19 protein-coding genes are annotated in these 20,886 nt (G+C 40.6%); 7 read left to right on the forward strand and 12 right to left on the reverse strand.

Annotation, left to right across the window (positions count from 1 at the left end):
- Nucleotides 1-152: 152 nt before the first annotated feature.
- The 3 genes from RM529_RS02330 (at nt 153) to RM529_RS02340 (ending at nt 2,783) form a co-directional block, all read left to right on the forward strand.
- Nucleotides 153-1,211, forward strand: a complete 1,059-nt coding sequence (locus RM529_RS02330; RefSeq protein WP_311483162.1) for a 3-oxoacyl-ACP synthase III family protein — start codon at nt 153-155, stop codon at nt 1,209-1,211.
- 5 nt (nt 1,212-1,216) lie between these two features.
- Nucleotides 1,217-1,738, forward strand: a complete 522-nt coding sequence (locus RM529_RS02335; protein WP_311483137.1) for a methyltransferase domain-containing protein — start codon at nt 1,217-1,219, stop codon at nt 1,736-1,738.
- A gap of 193 nt (nt 1,739-1,931) precedes the next feature.
- Entirely contained in the window at nt 1,932-2,783 is an 852-nt protein-coding gene (locus RM529_RS02340) for a glycosyltransferase family 2 protein (RefSeq protein ID WP_311483138.1), read from the forward strand.
- Here RM529_RS02340 and pafA read toward each other — a convergent pair.
- Entirely contained in the window at nt 2,775-4,424 is a 1,650-nt protein-coding gene (gene pafA / locus RM529_RS02345) for an alkaline phosphatase PafA (protein WP_311483139.1), read from the reverse strand. The genes RM529_RS02340 and pafA overlap by 9 nt on opposite strands.
- A gap of 112 nt (nt 4,425-4,536) precedes the next feature.
- Here pafA and RM529_RS02350 point away from each other — a divergent pair, with 112 nt between their 5' ends.
- The gene (locus RM529_RS02350) at nt 4,537-5,274 is read left to right on the forward strand and encodes an MlaE family ABC transporter permease (protein WP_311483140.1); all 738 of its coding nucleotides are present in this window, start codon (nt 4,537-4,539) and stop codon (nt 5,272-5,274) included.
- 1 nt (nt 5,275) lies between these two features.
- Entirely contained in the window at nt 5,276-6,040 is a 765-nt protein-coding gene (locus RM529_RS02355; protein WP_311483141.1) for an ABC transporter ATP-binding protein, read from the forward strand.
- Nucleotide 6,041: 1 nt separating this feature from the next.
- Here RM529_RS02355 and RM529_RS02360 read toward each other — a convergent pair whose 3' ends face one another.
- From RM529_RS02360 to porV, 9 genes are all read right to left on the reverse strand, one after another.
- Nucleotides 6,042-7,481: a DUF389 domain-containing protein gene (locus tag RM529_RS02360; protein WP_311483142.1), complete on the reverse strand. Its 1,440-nt coding sequence runs from the start codon at nt 7,479-7,481 to the stop codon at nt 6,042-6,044.
- 3 nt (nt 7,482-7,484) lie between these two features.
- Nucleotides 7,485-8,564, reverse strand: a complete 1,080-nt coding sequence (locus RM529_RS02365) for a mannose-1-phosphate guanylyltransferase (RefSeq protein WP_311483143.1) — start codon at nt 8,562-8,564, stop codon at nt 7,485-7,487.
- Between the two features lie 11 nt (nt 8,565-8,575).
- A complete protein-coding gene (locus RM529_RS02370; protein ID WP_311483144.1) occupies nt 8,576-9,175 on the reverse strand; it encodes a SprT-like domain-containing protein in 600 nt (199 codons plus the stop codon).
- Between the two features lie 6 nt (nt 9,176-9,181).
- The gene (locus RM529_RS02375) at nt 9,182-9,862 is read right to left on the reverse strand and encodes an SDR family NAD(P)-dependent oxidoreductase (protein WP_311483145.1); all 681 of its coding nucleotides are present in this window, start codon (nt 9,860-9,862) and stop codon (nt 9,182-9,184) included.
- Nucleotide 9,863: 1 nt separating this feature from the next.
- Nucleotides 9,864-10,850, reverse strand: a complete 987-nt coding sequence (locus RM529_RS02380; RefSeq protein WP_311483146.1) for a M28 family peptidase — start codon at nt 10,848-10,850, stop codon at nt 9,864-9,866.
- Between the two features lie 147 nt (nt 10,851-10,997).
- Nucleotides 10,998-12,683 (reverse strand): pyruvate dehydrogenase complex dihydrolipoamide acetyltransferase, encoded by a 1,686-nt coding sequence (locus RM529_RS02385; RefSeq protein ID WP_311483147.1) that lies wholly within the window; start codon nt 12,681-12,683, stop codon nt 10,998-11,000.
- A 3-nt stretch (nt 12,684-12,686) separates the two neighbouring features.
- Nucleotides 12,687-13,688 (reverse strand): pyruvate dehydrogenase (acetyl-transferring) E1 component subunit alpha, encoded by a 1,002-nt coding sequence (gene pdhA / locus RM529_RS02390; RefSeq protein WP_311483148.1) that lies wholly within the window; start codon nt 13,686-13,688, stop codon nt 12,687-12,689.
- A gap of 110 nt (nt 13,689-13,798) precedes the next feature.
- Nucleotides 13,799-14,281 carry a cytidine deaminase gene (gene cdd / locus RM529_RS02395; RefSeq protein WP_311483149.1) on the reverse strand — a complete coding sequence of 161 codons (483 nt, stop codon included), beginning with the start codon at nt 14,279-14,281 and terminating at the stop codon, nt 13,799-13,801.
- A gap of 89 nt (nt 14,282-14,370) precedes the next feature.
- The gene (porV, locus tag RM529_RS02400) at nt 14,371-15,519 is read right to left on the reverse strand and encodes a type IX secretion system outer membrane channel protein PorV (RefSeq protein ID WP_311483150.1); all 1,149 of its coding nucleotides are present in this window, start codon (nt 15,517-15,519) and stop codon (nt 14,371-14,373) included.
- A gap of 430 nt (nt 15,520-15,949) precedes the next feature.
- Here porV and gldJ point away from each other — a divergent pair, with 430 nt between their 5' ends.
- Nucleotides 15,950-17,632: a gliding motility lipoprotein GldJ gene (gene gldJ, locus RM529_RS02405; protein ID WP_432264523.1), complete on the forward strand. Its 1,683-nt coding sequence runs from the start codon at nt 15,950-15,952 to the stop codon at nt 17,630-17,632.
- A gap of 62 nt (nt 17,633-17,694) precedes the next feature.
- The gene (locus RM529_RS02410) at nt 17,695-18,978 is read left to right on the forward strand and encodes a UDP-N-acetylmuramoyl-tripeptide--D-alanyl-D-alanine ligase (protein WP_311483151.1); all 1,284 of its coding nucleotides are present in this window, start codon (nt 17,695-17,697) and stop codon (nt 18,976-18,978) included.
- Nucleotides 18,979-19,256: 278 nt separating this feature from the next.
- On the opposite strand, the gene RM529_RS02415 is transcribed toward RM529_RS02410, so the two are convergent.
- On the reverse strand, nt 19,257-19,853 hold the full coding sequence (locus tag RM529_RS02415; protein WP_311483152.1) for a nucleotidyltransferase family protein: 597 nt from the start codon (nt 19,851-19,853) through the stop codon (nt 19,257-19,259).
- A 1-nt stretch (nt 19,854) separates the two neighbouring features.
- Nucleotides 19,855-20,868: an XdhC family protein gene (locus tag RM529_RS02420; protein ID WP_311483153.1), complete on the reverse strand. Its 1,014-nt coding sequence runs from the start codon at nt 20,866-20,868 to the stop codon at nt 19,855-19,857.
- Nucleotides 20,869-20,886: the final 18 nt, after the last annotated feature.

Genomic DNA, 20,886 nt, shown 5'->3' on the forward strand with positions numbered 1-20,886 from the left:
TCAAAAAACAGTTTACCGAAAACTGTAATTTTGAGACAGCCTCTTTTTTCAGCAAAAGAAATACTCTTCAGACATCGTAATTATCCTACACGGTAAACGACACATTTATTAAAATTTCGTTAAATTAGAAGCCAATAATCAGAATATGCATGATGAATATTAAAATTACCGGTACGGGAAGTTATATCCCAAATGTGATCACGAAAAATGCCGACTTTCATCAACACGAGTTTTTCAATACAGACGGTTCAACTTTTCCGCACGATAATGAAACTACAATAAAGAAATTTAAAGCCATTACTGGAATTGAGGAGCGGCGATATCTTGATAAAGAGCTCACCACCTCCCAAATGGCAATTATCGCTGCAGAAAAGGCGATTAAAGACTCGGAAATTGATCCCGAAACCTTAGATTATATTATTGTTGCGCATAATTATGGCGATGTGAAATTCCAGAGCCTCCAAAGTGACACGGTGCCCAGTATGGCTACCCGCGTGAAGTACGAATTGAAGATAAAAAATCCATCCTGCGTTGGTTACGATGTACTTTTTGGCTGTCCGGGCTGGATTGAAGGAATGATCCAGGCACAAGCTTTTATCCGCTGCGGAATGGCAAAAAAGTGCCTTGTTATAGGTGCCGAAGCTTTATCACGTGTCGTAGATAAGCACGACAGGGATGCCATGATTTTTTCTGATGGTGCCGGGGCAGCAGTTGTGGAAGCTTCAGAAGAAATGGGAGGAATCCTTTGTCACAGTAGCGCCACTTACTCTTACGAAGAAGCGAACTATATCTACTTCGGAAAATCAAATAATACCGAATCTCCTGAAGATGTGCGGTATATCAAGATGAACGGACGTAAAATTTACGAATTTGCTTTAAAACACGTTCCGCAGGCTATGAAATCCTGTCTCGACAACAGTGGTAAATCCATAGATGATCTAAAAAAGGTTTTTATTCACCAGGCAAACGAAAAAATGGATGATGCCATTATAGATCGTTTCTATAAATTGTATGAAAAAAAAGCCCCTGCAAACGTAACGCCAATGACCATTCGTGAACTTGGGAACAGTAGCGTGGCTACCGTGCCTACCCTTCTGGACCTGGTAATAAAAGGAGAAATGAAAGACCAGGCACTGGAAAAAGGAGATGTGGTTATTTTGGCCAGTGTTGGTGCGGGAATGAACATTAATGCCATCGTATACGAATATTAATTAGTATGTACGAAAATAATTTTCCGCATAAGAGGTATCGTAAAACCATGGATTTTCTAAAGGAAAATGTACCGGCCCCGGCCAGGGTCCTGGATTTAGGTGTAGAAAATCCATTTGTAAAAATTATGCGGGAGCATAACTATTCCGTAGAAAATACTATGGGCGAAGATTTGGATGTAGAAACAAGCGCAGTCCAAAATGGCAATTTTGATGTGGTAACCGCCTTTGAAATCTTTGAGCACCTTGTGGCTCCATATAATGTTTTAAAAGACATACAGGCAGAGAAGCTGGTAGCTACTATTCCGTTAAAATTGTGGTTTTCCAGTGCCTACAGGAGTAAAACAGACAAGAGGGACCGTCATTATCACGAATTCGAAGACTGGCAGTTCGACTGGTTATTAGAAAAGGCCGGCTGGGAGATCAAGAAGACCAAAAAATGGACTAATCCCGTCAAAAAGATTGGTATACGCCCGCTATTACGAAAATTTACTCCGCGTTATTACGCGGTGTACGCTGAACGGAAGTGAAAATCATCGGATTAGGCTGATATTTGCCGTTTTTACCTCCTCACTTAAAATTTTGTAAAGAATTTTGTATTTTTTTATAACAGCCTACCTCATACTGCTGAACGAAAACTGATTTGATAAAAAGAAAGCAGAAGCCTGTAAAGAACTGGATGTTTTTCTTCATATTTGGATTAAAATTGAAGCAAATTCCTGCATGAAACTCAGCATTATCATTCCGGCATATAATGAAGAAGCGAATATTGCAGATTGCCTTTCTTCTTTTGTGAGCCAGACAAGGCAGCCGGATGAATTAATTATTGCCGATGACAATTCTACAGACAAAACTTTTTTGGTTGCGCAGGAGTTTAGTAGAAAACATACCTGGATCAAGGCGTACAGGCACAAGTCTGAATCCCTGCACATGCCGGGCTCAAAAATAATTAGTAATTTTTATTTCGGACTTTCCCACAGCAACGGAAATTACGATCTTATAGGAAAATTTGATGCAGATGTTTTACTTCCTCCAGATTATTTTCAGGAAATAGTAAAAAACTTTCAGAAACATCCCGATTTGGGAATGTGCGCCGGAAATGTTTATGTTCAAAATAAAAAATCAGAATGGGTGCACGAGAAGATTTCAGATAAAGAACATATACGTGGTCCTGTAAAATTATACTCAGCAGAATGTTTTGAGAAAATCGGCGGATTAAAAGCTTCTATTGGCTGGGACACGGTAGATGAATTGCTGGCAAAATATTACAATTTTCGAACGTTAACCATCCCCGGCCTGAAGGTAAAGCACCTGCGGCCCACGGGCAAATCTTATAATCCGGAGGCAAAGAAACTTCAGGGGGAAGCACTATATAAAATGAGGTACGGCTTTAAACTGGCTTTTCTCAGCGCTCTAAAAATGAGTATAAACTACAAGGATGCGGAAATCCTTCAGGAATATCTTGCCGGTTATTCTAAAGCTAAAAAAGAAAAGCAGCCTTTCCTTGTTTCTGAAGAAGAAGGCCGCTTTATAAGAAACTTCCGTTGGAAGAATATCCGGAAAAAATTATTCTGATAATTCCTTTCGATCCAGCATCATATACAGTGGCTTACCGGTAGCTGCATTAGGCAAAGAAATTCCCAGCAGGGCCGAAACGGTTGGGGCAATATCCACAATTTCCGAACGCTCTGTAGTACTGCCATGCTGAACACCATTTCCGAAGAAAATAAGCGGTGCATGGGTATCGTAGGTAAAGCCGCTACCGTGCATAGAGCCCTTTTTGGAATAAGAAACCACCGCGGGATCGAGTACGTAAACTACATCGCCACTGCGCTTTTGGTTAAAACCCTGCTGGATTGCAGCTCCCATTTCTCTTGTATAACTCCCATTTTCCAATTGAGAACGTGTATAAACCCGGTCTATCTGATCCTGCTTAAGAATATATTGTGCTATTTTATCTTCAAGTTCGTCAGCATTAATCTCCGCATCATACAGCGCCTCATAATTGAAGAAAACCTGATCATTATAAATTTCTGAAATAAGATTGGTTTCCCCAAATTCCCCAATCACATAAGTATGTAAGTTTTCTATAAAATCTTCGGAATTAAAATATCCTGCAGGGATTTTCACAGATTCCAGATATGCAGAAACGTCCCCTCCACCATGGTCTGCAGTGAGAAAAACGGTATAGGCTTCCTTACCTATATTTTCGTCCAGATATTGTAGTAAGGTGGCAATATTTTTATCCAATCTAAGGTAAGTGTCCTCAATTTCCTTGGAATTTACACCAAAATTATGGCCCACTTTATCGGTACTGGAAAAGCTAAGGGCAAGAAAATCTGTATCTTCATCCTGTCCAAGTTCTTCGGCTTTTATCGCCGCCAATGCAAAATCCAGCGTTAGATCATTTCCAAAGGGAGTTTGTGTAATGAGATCAAATCCGCTGTTATCATTTCTTAATGCAGCAAGATCATAAGGAAACGAAGCATCTGCTTTACCTTTAAATCCATATTCAAAATTGTTAACATCTATGCCGCTTTCTATATAACTTCCCACAGGATATAACGTATTCCAGGTCTTAAAATAAGATTCCGCAGCATTGGAATTATTAAAGTCCTTAACCCATTTTGGCAATTCTTCCATATAAAAAGAGCTGGTAATGAACTTTCCTTCATCGCCTCCAAGAAACCAGTATGCCGCATTTGCTGTATGGCCCGCAGGTAGTATAGATCCACGGTCTTTTATCGAAACTCCAATGGTTTTACCCCGCATTTGAGTGTGCAAACGATTTTGATCTGCAATAGTGGTAACTTTCATTCTATGTGGAGACATTTTTCCCGCATTAGAATTTGTACCTATGGGTTCCACAGATTCGTCCCCTGTGCAATAGACCAGTTCATCCTCAAATTTATTGTACCAGTTATTTCCGATTATCCCATGGTTTGCAGGACCGGTACCAGTGTGAACAGACGCATGGCCGGGAGCTGTATAGGTAGGGACATAATTAAAGTGGTTGTTTTTAAAGTTATAGCCCTCGTTAACCAATCTTTTAAATCCCTCATCGCCATACCGGTCCCAGAAGCGGGTGAGGTAATCGTAACGCATTTGGTCTACCACTATACCAACCACCAGTTTTGTTTTATTCCTGTCATTTTCCTGTGCTCTTAGCGGAAATGTACAGATTAACGCCATAAGTAAAAAAAGTAACCGTTTCATATTGAATTTATTCAGAAGCCCAAAATTAATAAACTAAAAGCCATAAACTTTAATTCTACGTTAAATACTTTCGTGCTACTTTTTTGTATTTTAGCTTTACAAAAATTGTTGGATGGGTTATCTGCATTCTATTGGTGAATACTTTTTAATGATTAAAGGGGTGTTTGGGAGAATGACCAAACGCTCTGTACTGAAAGAATTAATTTTTAAAGAAATAAATGAACTTATAATAGGTTCATTGTGGATTGTTGCTTTTCTATCCTTTTTCATTGGAGGAGTAGTTGCTCTTCAAACCGCTTTAAATCTTAATAACCCCCTAATACCAAAAGCTTTAATAGCTTATGCTGCACGACAATCCATAATTTTAGAATTCTCCCCTACATTTATCTCTATTATTATGGCGGGAAAAGTAGGTTCGTTTATTACCTCCAGCATAGGTTCCATGAGGGTCACAGAACAAATTGATGCACTAGAAGTTATGGGTATAAACTCTCTTAATTATCTAGTTTTACCTAAGATTATTGCGATGCTCACTTATCCCTTTGTTATCGCTATTTCGATGTTCCTGGGGATAGTAGGAGCTTACGCATCTGCTGTATTGGGCGGCTTTGTGGTACCCGACGAATTTATTGCAGGGTTACAGGACGACTTTGTAGGCTTTCAGGTGTTTTATGCTTTTTTCAAAACCTTCCTCTTTGCCATGATCCTCGCCACTGTTCCTGCATACCACGGCTATTACATGACAGGAGGATCTCTGGAAGTGGGGAAGGCAAGTACGACCTCTTTTGTATGGACGAGCGTTGTTATAATTATCACAAACTACGTTGTAACCCAATTATTACTTAGCTAAGATGATAGAAATTAAAGATCTACATAAAAGTTTTGCTGAACAAGATGTCCTTAAAGGGGTCAATTTTGTATTTGATACCGGAAAAACAAACCTTATTATAGGACAATCCGGCTCGGGGAAAAGTGTTCTGTTGAAGTCTATGCTGGGTTTATTTACTCCGGAAAAAGGAACTATTGAATATGACGGAAAACCTTATTCTAGTTTTAATCCGGAGCAAAAGCGTGATCTTCGGAAAGAAATTGGAATGCTCTTCCAGGGAGGTGCTCTTTTTGATTCAATGACGGTTGAAGAAAATGTGATGTTCCCTCTAAGAATGTTTAAAAAGGGGCGCAAGAAAGATCATCTGGAAAGGGTTAATGAAGTTCTGGAAAGGGTAAACCTTACCGGTAACGGAAAAAAATTCCCCGCAGAAATTAGTGGTGGTATGCAAAAAAGGGTGGCCATAGCCCGCGCAATTGTAAACAAGCCAAAATATCTGTTTTGTGATGAGCCCAACTCGGGACTTGATCCAAAAACAGCCACTGTTATAGATAACCTTATCCACGAACTTACGGTAGAATATGATATTACTACCGTCGTAATCACCCACGACATGAATTCTGTTCTGGAAATAGGAGAAAATATCGCTTTCCTTAAAGATGGCGTACTTGCCTGGAAAGGTGACAAAAGCGAGATTTTTAAAACCGACAACGAGGCGGTAACGGATTTTGTATATTCTTCAGATTTATTTAAAAAAGTAAAACAGGCGCAACTCCAGGGGCTGTAGATCAATTTAGAGATTGTACCGCAAGCGTATCCAGAGATAACCTCACCTGAAGCCAGTCCCTTAGTTTTTCCATTTCCCGCTGCCGGGCATTCCTGGGAAGGGAATTATCCCATTTAACATTAAAAGTAGGAATAGTATCTATACGTGAAAAATCAGTTACGATATTATTGGAATAACTTATCTGCTCGAGATTAGTATAATTAATTTGCGCTTCCCTGCTTATGGCTTCAAAAGGAATTCCTGCCGCCCTGTACCTCAAAAGTTCATTTTCCAGAAGCTGGATACGCGCATCCTTATCTTCCACAACCTGCTGGTTCCTCACATAAAGATCCTCAAGTATGCCCGCCCTAACTTCAGAAGAAAGGCGCTCTGCCATTTCAGAACTTTGATCAGTTCCCTGGTGGATTCTAAGGTTTACATCCTGCAGTTCATCCAAAGATTTTATTTCTTCCACCCAGTCCTGGATCTGTGATTGTGGAACGGGGCGACCAATTAGGTAAACATCCACAAATTTAGTTTTGTAATCCTGTGCAAATTTTACAACTTCAGCTCCGGGAAAATCGATCTGATTTTCTACGAACTCTCTGGTCCTGGTTACAAAAACCTGCTCCCTAAGGAGGTTTATAAACAGAAAAATACTTGGAATCATTACAAGGACGGCGAGTAGAGAAGCCAGCCTGGCCGTATTTCTTCTCCGCTTACTGTTGGCATACCTCACTAATGGGAAACCAAGGATTTTTGCCACCACAAATGTAGAAAGGGCTATAAAAACAGAATTTATGGCAAAAAGATAGAGAGCTCCCCCGGCATATTCCCAATTGGCAATGGCTAAACCATAACCCACTGTACAGAGCGGTGGCATAAGGGCTGTCGCAATAGCAACCCCCATAATTACGCTGGCAATAGTCCCTTTTTTTGTCTTGGCCACGATTAGAGCCAAACCACCAAAGATCGCCACAAGAACATCCAGGATTGTAGGATAGGTACGCGCTACAAGTTCAGGCGTCTCCTGTTCAATTGGAGAAATAAGAAAGTAGAGGTAGGCGGTTAAAACGCTTAGCACTACCATTACCGCAAGATTGATTAGTGAACGCTTTAAAGTATCGATGTCATTAATGGCAACAGACAAGCCAACTCCAACAATTGGTCCCATTAGGGGAGAAATTAGCATCGCTCCAATTACTACGGCAGGACTACTTACATTAAGACCTATGGAAGCCACAAAAATTGAGAAAATAAGGATCCAGGCGTTATGCCCTTTAAAAGAAATATCTTTCTTCACCATTTCTATGGTGGTCTCCCTGTCGGTGTCGGTAAGGATATCCAGTAATTCTGAAAAGAACGACCGGGAGTGTTTTATCAGATGTTTTGCGTCTGAAGAGAGCTTTGCATTGCTGTTCCCGCTTCCGGGATCAGTTGAAGAATTTTCTTTGTTTTCCATCTGTTAACCAAGTTTATCCCCAAACTTTTCTATTGCCTTTTGTCGTATTTCCTTTATCGCCTGTTCATTTTTCTTCGGAACAATAAGCAGTACCTGCTCGTTCTCCAGAACTATGTAATCTTTAAGACCTTCCAGGACGACAATTTTGTTTTCTTCTGCCCTAACAATATTACCTTCAGCTTCAAATGGAAGCAACCGTGCATTTATTACTGTATTACCGGCATCATCCTGCGGAAGTTGCTCCTGTAAAGATCCCCAGGTCCCCAGGTCGTTCCATCCAAAATTGGCCGGGATCATAAAGACATTTTCGGCTTTTTCAATAATGCCGTAATCTATCGAAATTTTGTTGGCAAGGTGATAATTGTCATTTATGAACCCCTGTTCTTCCTCTGTATTCCAATAGTCTTTTCCCTTCTGAAAAAGATTAAACATCTCAGGAAGATACTTTTCAAAGTTTTTAATTATTGAAGATACATTCCAGATAAAGATTCCGGCGTTCCAGGCATAATTACCTTCTTCCAGAAATTTTTCCGCTCTTTTGAAGGTGGGTTTTTCTGTAAATTGTTCTACAGGAATAAGCCTTTTATCTTCAGACTGTTCAAATTTTATATATCCGTAACCTGTGTTTGGAAAAGTTGGTTTTATCCCCAGCGTTACCAGTTTGTCACTATCATCAACAGCTTCAAAAGCAAAATTAAGGTCATCAACAAACTTATCTACGCCCTGTATCCAATGGTCGCTGGGTGCCACTATCATTTTGGCATCTTTGTTCCTTTCTTGTATTTTGAGAGCAGCAAGCAAAATGCTGGGCGCCGTATCGCGCATCACCGGTTCCAATACAATTTGCTCCTGTTTAATCCCGGGAATTTGATCTTTTACAGTTTCCTCATAACGCGCGTTGGTAAGAATGTAGATATTTTCCTGCGGAACTATTTTTAAAAGGCGGGCAAAGGTTGTCTGGATAAGGGTTTCACCGGCGCCTAAAATATCCTGAAATTGCTTGGGACAGGCAGAAGTGCTCACAGGCCAGAACCTGGAACCGACCCCACCGGCCATTAATATCGCATAATAGTTACTATTCATCTAAATTCTGATTAATTTTTTAACAGTTCTACTTCAGCATTTGGCTGAAATAAGTAAACCTTTCCTGTTGAAATTTCCAAACATTCGTACCTCTTAATCCTTTTTGGGCCCCGCTTAAAAGTCTTTCCATTGTAAATTCTGAAAACACCTCCAAAAGGAATTTCGAAGATATAATTTTTATCGTTCTGTGGGTCGTAACTTTTTAAAGCTACAGAAAGTCTCGCGTCGGTATCGCTGCTTGCCTTCGGATTACGAAAATGGTTGGCAATCACGGGCAAAAGTTTCGTCGGAAAAATTTCAGGGCGAATAAACGGAAGCATTAAATTGCGGAATGTGATCTTCCATTCGGCGCCGTGGGGTTTAATATTCCTTCCGAACTCGTTAAAAGCCACCAGGTGCGCGATTTCGTGTATTAAGGTAATTAAAAACCGGTATTTGTTCAGGTTCGCATTTATGGTAATTTGCTGTACTCCGTCTGGCATTTTCCGGTAATCGCCATGCCTTGTCCTGCGTTCATTTACAATTTTAAGGTGCACATTATTGGACTGAATAAGCACAAAAACGGGCTCCAGCGCATGACTGGGCAAATATTTCTCAAGAATATGCTTCATTAAAATTTATGGAGTACTGTTGGAAACCTGTAATAATTTGCCGTTGTAGAATTTATTTCCTGTTAAACTGAAGTTGAAAATGTATTTTGCCATTTCTTCTGCAGAAAGTGGTGCTTTATAACCGGGAAAAGCCTCTTCCAGCATTTCTGTTTGTACTGCTCCCAGGGCTAAAACGTTAAAAGAAGGTCCAGTTTCCTTATATTCTTCAGCAAGTAACTCAGTTAAAGTAATTATGGCGGCTTTGCTGGAACTATAGGCCGATAATCCAGGAAATTTCATGCTCCCTTGTACACCGCCCATCGTGCTTATATTCACCACATGAGCATCCTTCTTCATAAAAGGCAATATTTCCTGAAGGAGCCCCACCACACCCATCACGTTTGTTTGATAGACGCTGTTAAAATTTTCCAGACTAAGTTCCTGAAAAGGTTTATTGATGAGCATCCCCGCGTTATTGACAAGAATATCAACTTTTTCCCATTCTGAAGAAACAAACCTGCTTACTTTTTCAAGATCTTCTTTTTTCGTAATATCGCAGGCTAGTACTTCTACATTCTTAAGATGAAGGTTGGAAACAGGCTTCGTATCCCTGGAGAGGGCAAGAATTTTATGGCCTGCTTCAGCAAATTTTTTGGTTAGTTCAAAACCAATTCCCCTGCTTGTTCCGGTGATAATCACATGCTTCATTTTAATTCAATTTTATTTCTTTTTCTTCAGTAGTTGTCATTTTTGATATTGCGGGAAAGATCGCTTCTATTAAATTGGCCATATGCTGAAAATTCATATTATCGGCCTCATCAGAAACGTGGTGATAATATTCATAATTTGTAAAATCGAAAGTACTAATGGTTTGTGCCGGAACATTAAATTCTTCAAAAAACGGATAATTGTCACTCCGCTGAAAGAGGTTGTATTCCTTAGCCTGCGGTAAAAAACCCAAGACCTTCTCCCCGGCGTATTCATTAAACTTTTCAGCAAAATTTGAATTTTCGTAACCGGTTAAATATGCCAAATGATCCTTTCCCTGCATGGGAACACCAATCATTTCCAGGTTAACCACAGCGTACAGATCAAGATTTTCAGCTTTTAACTTCTGCGCAATATGCTCAGAGCCCGTAAGGCCCAATTCTTCACCAGAAAAGAGGATAAACAGCAAACTCCGGCCATTATTGTCCGTTTCAGCAAACTTTCCGGCCAGTTCCATCACCGCGACAGTGCCCGCGGCGTTGTCGTTAGCTCCGTTTGCAATAGAATCGTTGCCCACAGCTTCACCGAAGCCAATATGGTCGTAATGAGCGCCTATTATTATAAATTCATCCTTTAATTCCGGATCATTACCCTCTAAAAAACCTACAACATTAAATGCCTCTTTCCCTTCAACTTCAAAGCGGTCCCGGTAATCTTCAAAATAGGGTTCTACATTATGCTCACGGAAGTATTCTTCAATAAAAGTTGCGGCCTTTTCTATGCCTTCAGTCCCCGTGGCCCTTCCCTGGAGCTCATCTGAAGCTAAAAAGCCTAAATTTTCTTCAATTTTGGCTTCTGAAACCTCAAAACCGGCCATTTCTGCGTCCTGAACGGCAGAATTTGTTGAAGTTTTATCCTGAGTGGAGTTACAGGCCAGGAAAACGGCTGCAAAAAGCAACGCAGTTAATTTAAAAATGTTGTTTTTCATGTTTTTAAGCTATTTAAGAAGTGCTTTAAAAATGGCAAATATCGACCTATAGTTAATGATGCGGCCGTTTAAAACCCGTTGGCGCTAAAGATAAAAAAATCCCACTTAGTGTGGGATTTTAATAGTGTTTATTGAAAAAAGCCGGTGTTATGCCAACATAGTTACCGGGTTCTCCATATATGTTTTTAATGTTTGAAGGAAAGCCGCTCCCGTAGCTCCATCCACAGTTCTGTGGTCACAGGCTAAGGTAAGCTTCATGGTGTTTCCAACTACAATTTGTCCGTTTTTAACCACCGGCTTCTCTACAATCGTTCCTACGGAAAGAATAGCGGAATTCGGCTGATTAATAATACTTGTAAATTCTACAATCCCGAACATTCCAAGGTTAGAAACTGTAAAAGTACTGCCTTCCATCTCCTGAGGCTGTAGCTTTTTGTTCTTGGCCTTACCGGCAAGGTTTTTCACGTTACCGCCAATTTGCGTCATAGACATCTGGTCTGCAAATTTAAGCACAGGTACCACAAGCCCTTCTTCTACTGCAACGGCCACACCCATGTGGATATGTTTTGCAAGTTTCATAGACTCACCGGTCCACTGGCTGTTTACCTGCGGATGTTTTCTAAGCGCCATTGCACTTGCCTTAATCACCATATCGTTAAAGGAAACCTTTACATCTGGCATTTCGTTAATCTGCTTACGGGAAGCCATCGCGTTTTGCATATCCACCTCTATAGTAAGGTAATAATGCGGAGCGGTAAATTTAGATTCACCTAACCTCTTGGCAATCACTTTACGCATCTGAGAATTCTTCACTTCCTCAAAACTTTCTTCGCCGGCAGGAACATAAGGCTGTACAGAAGCTCTTTGCTCTTCGCTACCTGCAGTACCCTGCGTTTGCTCAGCAGATTTTTCTGAAGGTTTGTAAGACTCGATGTCTTTCTTAACAATTCTTCCGTTTTCTCCGGAACCTTCTACTTTTGAAAGATCAATTCCTTTTTCTTCAGCCATTTTCTTGGCTAGCGGAGAAGCAAAAATTCTTCCGCCGTCTTTAGATTCTGAAGTTGTAGCGCTTTTTTCTTCTGTAGCAGCTATATCTTTCTGCTTTTCTGCAGTTTTATCTTCTTTTTTATCAGATTTCTTATCAGATTTTCCTGAAGATTTCTTTGCACCACCTTCACTTATTCCGGAAACATCTGTCCCTTCAGGGCCGATAATTGCCAAAAGGCTGTCTACTTTTGCAGTTTCGCCTTCCTGGATCCCGATTTTAAGCAAAGTTCCTTCATAGAAAGATTCAAATTCCATCGTCGCCTTATCGGTTTCAATTTCAGCAAGAATATCTCCTTCTTCAACTTTATCACCTTCTTTTTTAAGCCAGCTCGCCACAGTTCCTTCTTCCATGGTGTCACTAAGGCGGGGCATGTTTATGATTTCCACTCCTTCAGGAATTTCACCATCACCACTTTCTTCAGAATCATCTTCATCTGAAGCATCTTCTTCAGATTCCTCTTTAGATTTCTCCTTTTTATCATCAGAAGATTCCTCTTCTTTCTTATCAGACGAGCCACCGCCGTTAATAAGGTCAGAAATATCCTCCCCTTCTTCACCAATTATAGCCAAAAGGGTATCAACAGGTGCAGTTTCACCTTCTTCAATACCTATATGGAGCAAGGTACCTTCGTAGAAAGATTCAAACTCCATAGTCGCCTTATCGGTTTCTATTTCGGCAAGAATATCTCCTTCTTCAACCTTATCACCTTTTTTCTTTAGCCACTGTGCCACAACACCTTCTTCCATGGTGTCGCTCAATCGCGGCATATTAATTACTTCAGCCATAATTTAGTTTACTTTATGTGATAAAAACGGGTAGTCTTCCTGTTCATAAACCACGTCGTACATAATATTTTTATCAGGGAAATCTGACTCTTCAGCAAATTTCTCACATTCTGATACTTTATCTTTAACGCGTTTATCTATTTCTTTGATCTCCTTCTCAGAAGCGTATTTTTTATCTTTTATAACATCCAACACCTGGGTGATAGGATCGAGTTTCTGATACTCGGCCACCTCATCTTTGGTACGGTACTTTTGGGCATCACTCATAGAGTGCCCACGATATCTGTATGTTTTTAATTCAAGAAAAGTTGGTCCGTTTCCTTTTCTCGCCCTGTCGATTGCCTCATCTAAAGCTTCAGCAACTTTTACTGCATTCATCGCATCTACAGGTCCACAAGGCATCTCGTAACCCTGCCCAAGTTTCCAGATATCTGTTCCTTTCGAGGTACGGGCTACAGATGTTCCCATAGCATACCCGTTATTCTCTACACAAAAAACAACCGGAAGGTCCATTTTTACAGCCATATTAAGCGTTTCATGAAGTGCTCCCTGGCGCGTGGCTCCATCACCCATAAAAGTTAGCGTCACAGCATCTCTTTTGAAATACTTATCTGCAAAGGCAAGACCTGCCCCCAGGGGAATTTGTCCACCTACAATACCATGACCTCCGTAAAATCTGTGTTCCTTAGAGAAAATATGCATAGATCCTCCAAGACCCTGAGAAGTACCTGTGCCTTTTCCATAAAGCTCTGCCATTACCCTTTTAGGGTCTACACCCATTCCTATAGGCTGCACGTGGTTACGGTAAGCAGTAATCATTTTATCTTTTTCCAAATCCATAGCGTGAAGAGCTCCCGCAAGAATAGCTTCCTGCCCGTTATAAAGGTGTAAGAAACCTCTAACCTTCTGCTGAATATAAACCTGCGCAAGTTTATCTTCAAATTTGCGCCAAAATAACATATCCTCGTACCACTTTAAGTAGGTGGCTTTTGTGATTTTCTTCATATCAAAGTATAAAATTTAGGCCGGACACATGGATTTTGCCAAGCGGATAACAAAAATACTATTTTCAACAAGAATGAAAAACAGTTTTGCTGCAAAAAATAACGAAAACCTTATAAGCTGTTCCTGTCGAATATTAATGGCAACAGATCCCTGACAGATTTAGCTTTTAAAATTTTTCCTGTTTCGCCCATAAAATACAGCTCAATAGCGGCATCCTGGTTCACCTCATATTCTGCCATTACCTGCCTGCAGGCACCACAGGGCGAAATGGGCGCAGCAACTATATGCTTAAGTGATTTTGCCGAAATAGCTACTTTCTTCATTTTTACCCCCGGATATTTTGATCCTGCGTAGAAAAATGCCGTACGCTCGGCACAAAGTCCCGAAGGGTAAGATGCATTTTCCTGATTACTTCCTGTTACCACCTCATCATTTTCCAGAAGAATTGCCGCACCAACATTAAATTCAGAATATGGCGCGTAGGCATTATCCCTGGCCTCAAAAGCTTCTTGCATTAACACAGAGACTTCCCGGGGCAGCTCGTCGAGAGAATCGTAAACTTCCAGGTGAGAAGTGATTTTTAAAGATTTCATAGCATTTTATTGGAAACCCAAGTTAGTTCAAACAAAAAAAGTATCAAATCGGGATAAGATACTTTTAAGGGATTGTATTTTCTTCAGCATTAGTTAACGAATTCCTGGCCAAAATTAAAGGTAAGGCCAAAGCGCAAAGTTCCCTCCAGCGGGCTCGGCACATCTGAAGTTGAAAACAGGTAAGAAATATCAATATCCACTATTTCGTAGACAAAACCAGCTCCAAAAGAAATAAATTTTCTTGAGCCCTTGGTTTCACTTTCAGAAAAATATCCTGCTCTAAAAGCAAAAACATCCCTGTACATATATTCTGCACCCAAAGCCAAAGTGACCTCTCTTAATTCTTCTCCAAAACCATCGGGAGCATCTCCAAAAGAAGTGAAGATTCCTTCTATAGCTCCTATATCATTATATTCAATATCATCTTCCGCATCAATATCCCCGTCGTCGTTAAAATCCTGCGGAGTTGGCACCAGCAGTTTATTTATCTCAATGTAAGTTCCTATGCGATTGTCCGGATCCAGAATAAAATCAAACCCGGCTCCTGCTTTAAAATTTGTCGGTATAAAATTCTCCTGTCCCGCATCATCGTACTTTATCTTGGGACCGATGTTTGAAATATTTGCACCCAGCCTCCAACGCCCATCGAAGCTATTCATATAGATAACATCACTTTGGTAAAAAGCCGCAATATCAACACCGAAACTAGAACCGGGCTCATCTTCTTCATCCTGCAAGCCGAGGTCAGATCGCAGGTATCTACCCGCCACTGCCATAGAAACATTTTCACTTAATTTAAGCGAGTAGGACAGATCAAAAGTAAATTCATTGGGATTTAATTGCAGCGGGGCCTGTTCGAAAGTATTTCTCGTTTCAATAGATCCTAAACTAAAATACCTGAGGCTGGAAGCAAACGCGCTACGATCGTTCAGCTTATAGAAGTAACTAAAATTACCGAGGAAAATATCATTTACTATATTACTAAGATAGGGAGTATAAGAAACACCTATCCCCTGCTGCATTTCAGAAAAAGCATATTTTGCAGGGTTCCATTGTTGGGAAAAAGCATCTACAGAAGTTGCAACACCCTGGTCACCCATCCCCGCAGCACGTGCATCTGCCGCAACCTGCAAAAAAGGAACTGCGGTTGTAATTACCCTGTCCCGCTCTTCCTGAGCAAAAGATGAAAGACCAGACAAAAAACTGGCTCCAACCAGCATAAGTGTAATTTTTTTCATTCTGAACATTATCTGTAACAAATATATATTTTAATTCTGGCTAAGAAAGAACCTTCCTACCAAAATTACAATTAAAACAATGGAAACGAGACAAAACAAAACCTTTAATCCATTGAAAAAGCCAAGTTAATCCAGGCTGGCACTTAGTAATAACTATTAAATTCAAAAAATATTGCTTCAGCCTTTTTATGCCAGTCATTATTTTTACCCAGAAGAAGGCACTAAAAGAAAAAAGGGTTATTTTTGCGCAGCCCGGAAGTCCAAAAGCAACTACTTTTAGCGCTTCATCAGACCTACTAAAAAGTTGGTAAGCATCAAGCACATCAGGCAGTTAAAGGATTTTCAGGACATTTTTAATATAATGAAATAATCTTGCAGATTTAGCGTTAATTACTATATTGCAAAGCCTAAAAATCTATCTAAAGAGATGATGAACATGAGAACAGATATTGCTATAAGAGCATTTTTTGTATTTGCCTTCGGCGTAGGTCTGATAAGCTGTAACAACTCGAGGGATTATAAAAATACTTCCCGTGCCACCGGTTGGGATATTAATTCCGACGAAGGTGGTTTCCAATACAATTCAGATTATAAAGAACAGGAAACGGCACCGGGCCTTGTTTTTGTAGAGGGAGGAACTTTTACAATGGGTCGGGTCCAGGATGACCCTATGCACGACTGGAACAACACCCCTACACAGCAACACGTACAGTCCTTTTATATGGACGAAACTGAAGTCACAAATAAAATGTACCTTGAGTACCTCTCCTGGATAAAGCGTCATACTCCCCCTTCAGAACAACGATACAGAAATATTTATGAAGGAGCACTTCCCGATACTTTGGTATGGAGAAACCGCTTAGGTTTTAACGAGACAATGGTAAACAACTACCTGCGCCACCCTGCCTATGCAGAATATCCTGTCGTTGGGGTAAGCTGGATCCAGGCAGATGAATTTAGCAACTGGAGGACTCAAAGGTTAAATGAAATGAAGCTAATGGAAGAAGGTTATCTTGCAGAAGGCGCACAATATAAAGCAGGACCGGGAGAACTTTTTAATACTGAAGGATATATCCACGATCCCGAAAATGTCTATGGCGGAAACGCAGAGTTAAGCCAGGGTGAAGAAGTACAGGAGAGATTAGAGGATACCAACGACGAAGGAAACCCAAGAAGGAAAGTTTACGCTTCGCGGGAAAGCGGTCTTCTTTCTCCGGAATACAGGCTGCCTACTGAAGCAGAGTGGGAGTATGCTGCGCTTGGCTTAGTAGGAATAAGAAACTACAACGTCTACAGAGGTAGAAAAAAATATCCTTGGGACGGGCAGTACACAAGATCGGGTGATGTAAAAAGGCAGGGTGATCAATTAGCCAACTTTAAACAAGGTGATGGAGATTATGGTGGAATTGCCGGATGGAGTGATGACGGCGCAGATATTACTGCGGAAATTAAATCTTACGCTCCCAACGATTTTGGCCTTTACGATATGGCCGGTAACGTGGCAGAATGGGTGGCAGATGTGTACCGCCCTATAGTAGATGATGAGTTTAACGACTTTAATTACTACAGAGGAAACGTTTACACCAAAAACGCCATTAATGAGGACGGAAGTGTAAGAATACTTGGTGCAGACGAAGTGGTTTATGACACTTTAGCAAACGGAAAACTGATAGCCAGAAATCTCCCAGGTGAAATTGCCCAGGTACCGGTGACCGAAGAGGATACTTACATGAGAACAAATTTCACCGAAAGCGACCAGAGAAATTTCCGGGATGGTGATAAAAGCTCCACGAGATATTACCAGCCCTTCCAGGATGCAACAGATCCTTCAAAAAGAATGTATAATTCCCCTACTTATGATAATGTGCAACTTAACGATACAACAGGAACCGTTGCACAAAGAGGTTATGACACCGAAACCAGGACCACACTTATAAGCGACGAAGTAAGAGTTTATAAAGGAGGATCGTGGAGAGACCGCGCTTACTGGTTGGATCCGGCACAAAGAAGGTACTTCCCTCAGGATATGGCTACAGATTATATTGGGTTTAGAAATGCCATGTCCAGAGTAGGTTCTAAATCCAAAACGGAAAATAAAACGGCCAGAAATTAGAATATTTGGTTAAAAAACTTATAAAGCCCTAATTTTTAGGGCTTTTTTTATAGCTTTATTTTATGAACGTAGCACAAATTCACCAGCACTTCCTGATAAGCTCAGGAGCTTGTATCGACACCCGGGAATTATCAGAAGGTTGTATCTTTTTTGCCTTAAGCGGCCCCAACTTTAACGGCAATATGTTTGCCCGTGAAGCTTTGGAAAAAGGTGCAAAGCTAGCCGTGGTAGACGAAGAAATTTACGCTACGAACCGCAACTTCATTATAGTAAAAGATGTTTTAAAGACACTCCAGGAGTTGGCATCCTTCCACCGCAAATACCTCGATTTGCCCATTATTGCCATTACCGGAAGCAATGGAAAAACCACTACCAAGGAGTTAGTGAATACCGTTCTTTCAAAGAAATATAAGACAGTTGCCACAAGAGGCAATCTCAACAACCACATAGGGGTTCCCCTCACATTACTTTCTATGGATGAAGATACGGAAATAGGAATTGTGGAAATGGGAGCCAATCATCTAAAGGAGATTGAAACCCTGAGCAAAATTACCACACCCGATTATGGCTACATTACCAACTTCGGAAAAGCACATTTAGAAGGTTTTGGCAACATCGAAGGTGTTATTGAAGCCAAAAGCGAACTTTACACCAATATAAAAAAGAACAAAAAATTACTTTTTTTAAATACCGACGATGTGGTTCAACGCAAACAACTAAATTATAACCACACCTTTACCTTTGGAACCACAAAAGATGCTAAAGTACAATTCTCTTATGCAGACAATCAGTCTTACGCGGGCGTAAACTACAACGACACCCTTTTTCAGAGCAAAATAACCGGCAAACACAATGCTCAGAACATTGCCGCAGCAATAAGCATTGGCCTGTATTTTAAAGTGCCTTTTGAATTAGTAAAAGAAGCTATTTCAGAATACAACCCATCCAACAACCGGTCCCAGGTCACTAAGAAAGAAAGCAACACAATTTTTATGGATGCTTACAATGCAAATCCTACAAGCATGCAGGCCGCCCTTTCTAACTTTGATGAGATAAAAACCACAGAGCCGAAAATTGTCATTTTAGGGGATATGCTGGAAATAGGCGCTTCTTCGGAAGAAGAGCACCAGGAAATTGTTGCTATCCTTGAAAAAGGCAGCTTTACAGAATGTTACCTTCTGGGGGAGAATTTTAATCGTACAAAAACCAATAAAAGTACGATTATCAAGTTTAAGAGCAACGAAAATTTAAAGAAGCACCTCGAAGAAACCGAATTTAAGAACTGTCACATCCTTATTAAGGGTTCCAGAGCCATGGCTTTAGAAAAAATGCTAACAGCAATATAATATCCAACTTTTTCAGAAAGGTAAATACCTGTACCAGCCATTGTTATGGATTAGTTATACTGTAGGCACCGAAAATTGACATTTTTGAGGCAGATCTTTAAAAATAAATGGCTTTGGGGCAACCCGCCAAGCATTAAGAAGAAATAACTTTCCATTTCGAGGAAAGCCTCGGGAGTATTAAAATCTTGATTATCGAGTAAATACGGAAATTCGTAAGTCGTTTTTATCCCTCTTTCAAATCTTTTTTTTTGAGAACTGCGGAAAAGAGAAAAAAGACTTTATTCACGATACCTTTTGCAAAACTCACGATATTCTTCAGGAGTGTCCACATCCATGATTTTTATTCCCGCATCCAGGGCTAAAACAGAAGATTTTTTACTATTCAGCAACGATTTCGCACCCGTATCTCCTTTCAGAAGCAATAACTGCGAAAAATATTTATTCGGAAAAATGGCCGGAACACCGTTGGATTTCGGATATTTTGTGGCAACAATTTTAGAAGAATCTTTCCTGAATTCGGCAATTATTCGATTAAGGTAAGAGGAATCAATTAAAGGCTGGTCACCCAGCATCAATAAGATGCCCTCAAAATTGCCATTTTCAGCAACATACTTTATTCCGGCGGCAATGGAAGAGCCTATGCCTTGTTTCCAATCTTTATTTTCAACAAATACAGCTTCATAAAGCTCCTGTTGCAATCTGATTTTTTCAGAATTGGCGCCAAGCACAATAAAAACATCCTCTGCATCTGAATTTTTTGCCTGCGCCACCGCGTTTCCCAACAGCGTGGTATCTCCCAGGGGCAGCAGCTGTTTAGCTGTATTCATCCTGCTGGAACTTCCTGCAGCAACAATAACTATTGCTATATTTTCCAAACTAATAATGTATCTTTCCCTGCTTTTGCCTTAGTGAAACCGCTTCTTTTTTGCGAACTACTGTAAGAATTTCAGAAATAACGGAAATTGCTATTTCCTGTGGGGTAACAGCCCCAATATCCAAACCGGCAGGACCGTAGATCTTATCCAGGAAATCAGTCTCAATTTCGGGATGGAGTTCTATTATTTCGTTAAAAAGCTGCTCTCTACGTTTAACAGATCCCAACAACCCAATATAGGCCGGATCCTCATCTTTTATAGCCAGCAAAAACCTAAGATCCCTGGCGTAGTTATGATTCATCAGGATTACTGCGGTTTCTTTATCTATGGTCAGCATTTTTGCTTCTTCGGGTGCAATATTCAGCAGTTCTCCTGCCCCCGGAAAGTTTTCTTTTTCCCGTGGATCTTCTGGCGAAGCAACCACTTTTACTTCCCAACCCATCAATGCAGCGGCAGAACACATTTGCACGGCATCGTGTTCAGATCCTATTATAATAATCTGGAAAAGAGGTTGCATCTCCTGTTCGAAAACTTCAAGCTTTTCGTTTACTGTAATTACTTCTGAAAAGCTCCCCGATTCCCCATTTTCAAAATAAACCTGAGATCCCATCCCCGAAGCCTGAACTTCTTCTTTTCTGAAATATGAACGCAACAGAAATTTATTTCTATCCTTAAAATTTTTCAGAAATTGCTTCTGAAGGTCTTCAGAAATATAAAACGGCTCAATCAAAATATAAAGAACGCCCTCGCAACCCAAACGATACCTGCCATCGTACGTCATTACCTTTGCTTGGTTTGAACTAAAAACCGATTGTGACTGTCGCAGGACTTCTTTTTCTACGCAGCCGCCGCTTACAGCTCCTGTCATAGTACCATCTTCTGCAATTAACATTCGCACGCCCGGCTTCCTGTATGAAGAACCGTCCAGGGCCGCGACTGTAGCCAGAACGCTTTTTAATCCCTTTTCCCTGTTACGGATGCCTGCCTGGATAATCTTTTTAAGCTCGTGCGTCATAATCCCGCTAATAAGGAA

It is taken from the genome of Autumnicola edwardsiae (assembly GCF_031846505.1).
GTDB lineage: Bacteria > Bacteroidota > Bacteroidia > Flavobacteriales > Flavobacteriaceae > Autumnicola > Autumnicola edwardsiae.

Coding starts and splice junctions, on each gene's coding strand:
- pafA (WP_311483139.1), bottom strand. CDS start 4,424: ATGAAACGGTTACTTTTTTTACTTATGGCGTTAATCTGTACATTTCCG.
- RM529_RS02420 (WP_311483153.1), bottom strand. CDS start 20,868: ATGACGCACGAGCTTAAAAAGATTATCCAGGCAGGCATCCGTAACAGG.
- RM529_RS02410 (WP_311483151.1), top strand. CDS start 17,695: ATGAACGTAGCACAAATTCACCAGCACTTCCTGATAAGCTCAGGAGCT.
- RM529_RS02330 (WP_311483162.1), top strand. CDS start 153: ATGAATATTAAAATTACCGGTACGGGAAGTTATATCCCAAATGTGATC.
- RM529_RS02385 (WP_311483147.1), bottom strand. CDS start 12,683: ATGGCTGAAGTAATTAATATGCCGCGATTGAGCGACACCATGGAAGAA.
- RM529_RS02360 (WP_311483142.1), bottom strand. CDS start 7,481: ATGGAAAACAAAGAAAATTCTTCAACTGATCCCGGAAGCGGGAACAGC.
- RM529_RS02365 (WP_311483143.1), bottom strand. CDS start 8,564: ATGAATAGTAACTATTATGCGATATTAATGGCCGGTGGGGTCGGTTCC.
- RM529_RS02380 (WP_311483146.1), bottom strand. CDS start 10,850: ATGAAAAACAACATTTTTAAATTAACTGCGTTGCTTTTTGCAGCCGTT.
- RM529_RS02335 (WP_311483137.1), top strand. CDS start 1,217: ATGTACGAAAATAATTTTCCGCATAAGAGGTATCGTAAAACCATGGAT.
- RM529_RS02355 (WP_311483141.1), top strand. CDS start 5,276: ATGATAGAAATTAAAGATCTACATAAAAGTTTTGCTGAACAAGATGTC.
- pdhA (WP_311483148.1), bottom strand. CDS start 13,688: ATGAAGAAAATCACAAAAGCCACCTACTTAAAGTGGTACGAGGATATG.
- RM529_RS02340 (WP_311483138.1), top strand. CDS start 1,932: ATGAAACTCAGCATTATCATTCCGGCATATAATGAAGAAGCGAATATT.
- RM529_RS02375 (WP_311483145.1), bottom strand. CDS start 9,862: ATGAAGCATGTGATTATCACCGGAACAAGCAGGGGAATTGGTTTTGAA.
- RM529_RS02370 (WP_311483144.1), bottom strand. CDS start 9,175: ATGAAGCATATTCTTGAGAAATATTTGCCCAGTCATGCGCTGGAGCCC.
- porV (WP_311483150.1), bottom strand. CDS start 15,519: ATGAAAAAAATTACACTTATGCTGGTTGGAGCCAGTTTTTTGTCTGGT.
- RM529_RS02350 (WP_311483140.1), top strand. CDS start 4,537: ATGGGTTATCTGCATTCTATTGGTGAATACTTTTTAATGATTAAAGGG.
- gldJ (WP_432264523.1), top strand. CDS start 15,950: ATGAACATGAGAACAGATATTGCTATAAGAGCATTTTTTGTATTTGCC.
- cdd (WP_311483149.1), bottom strand. CDS start 14,281: ATGAAATCTTTAAAAATCACTTCTCACCTGGAAGTTTACGATTCTCTC.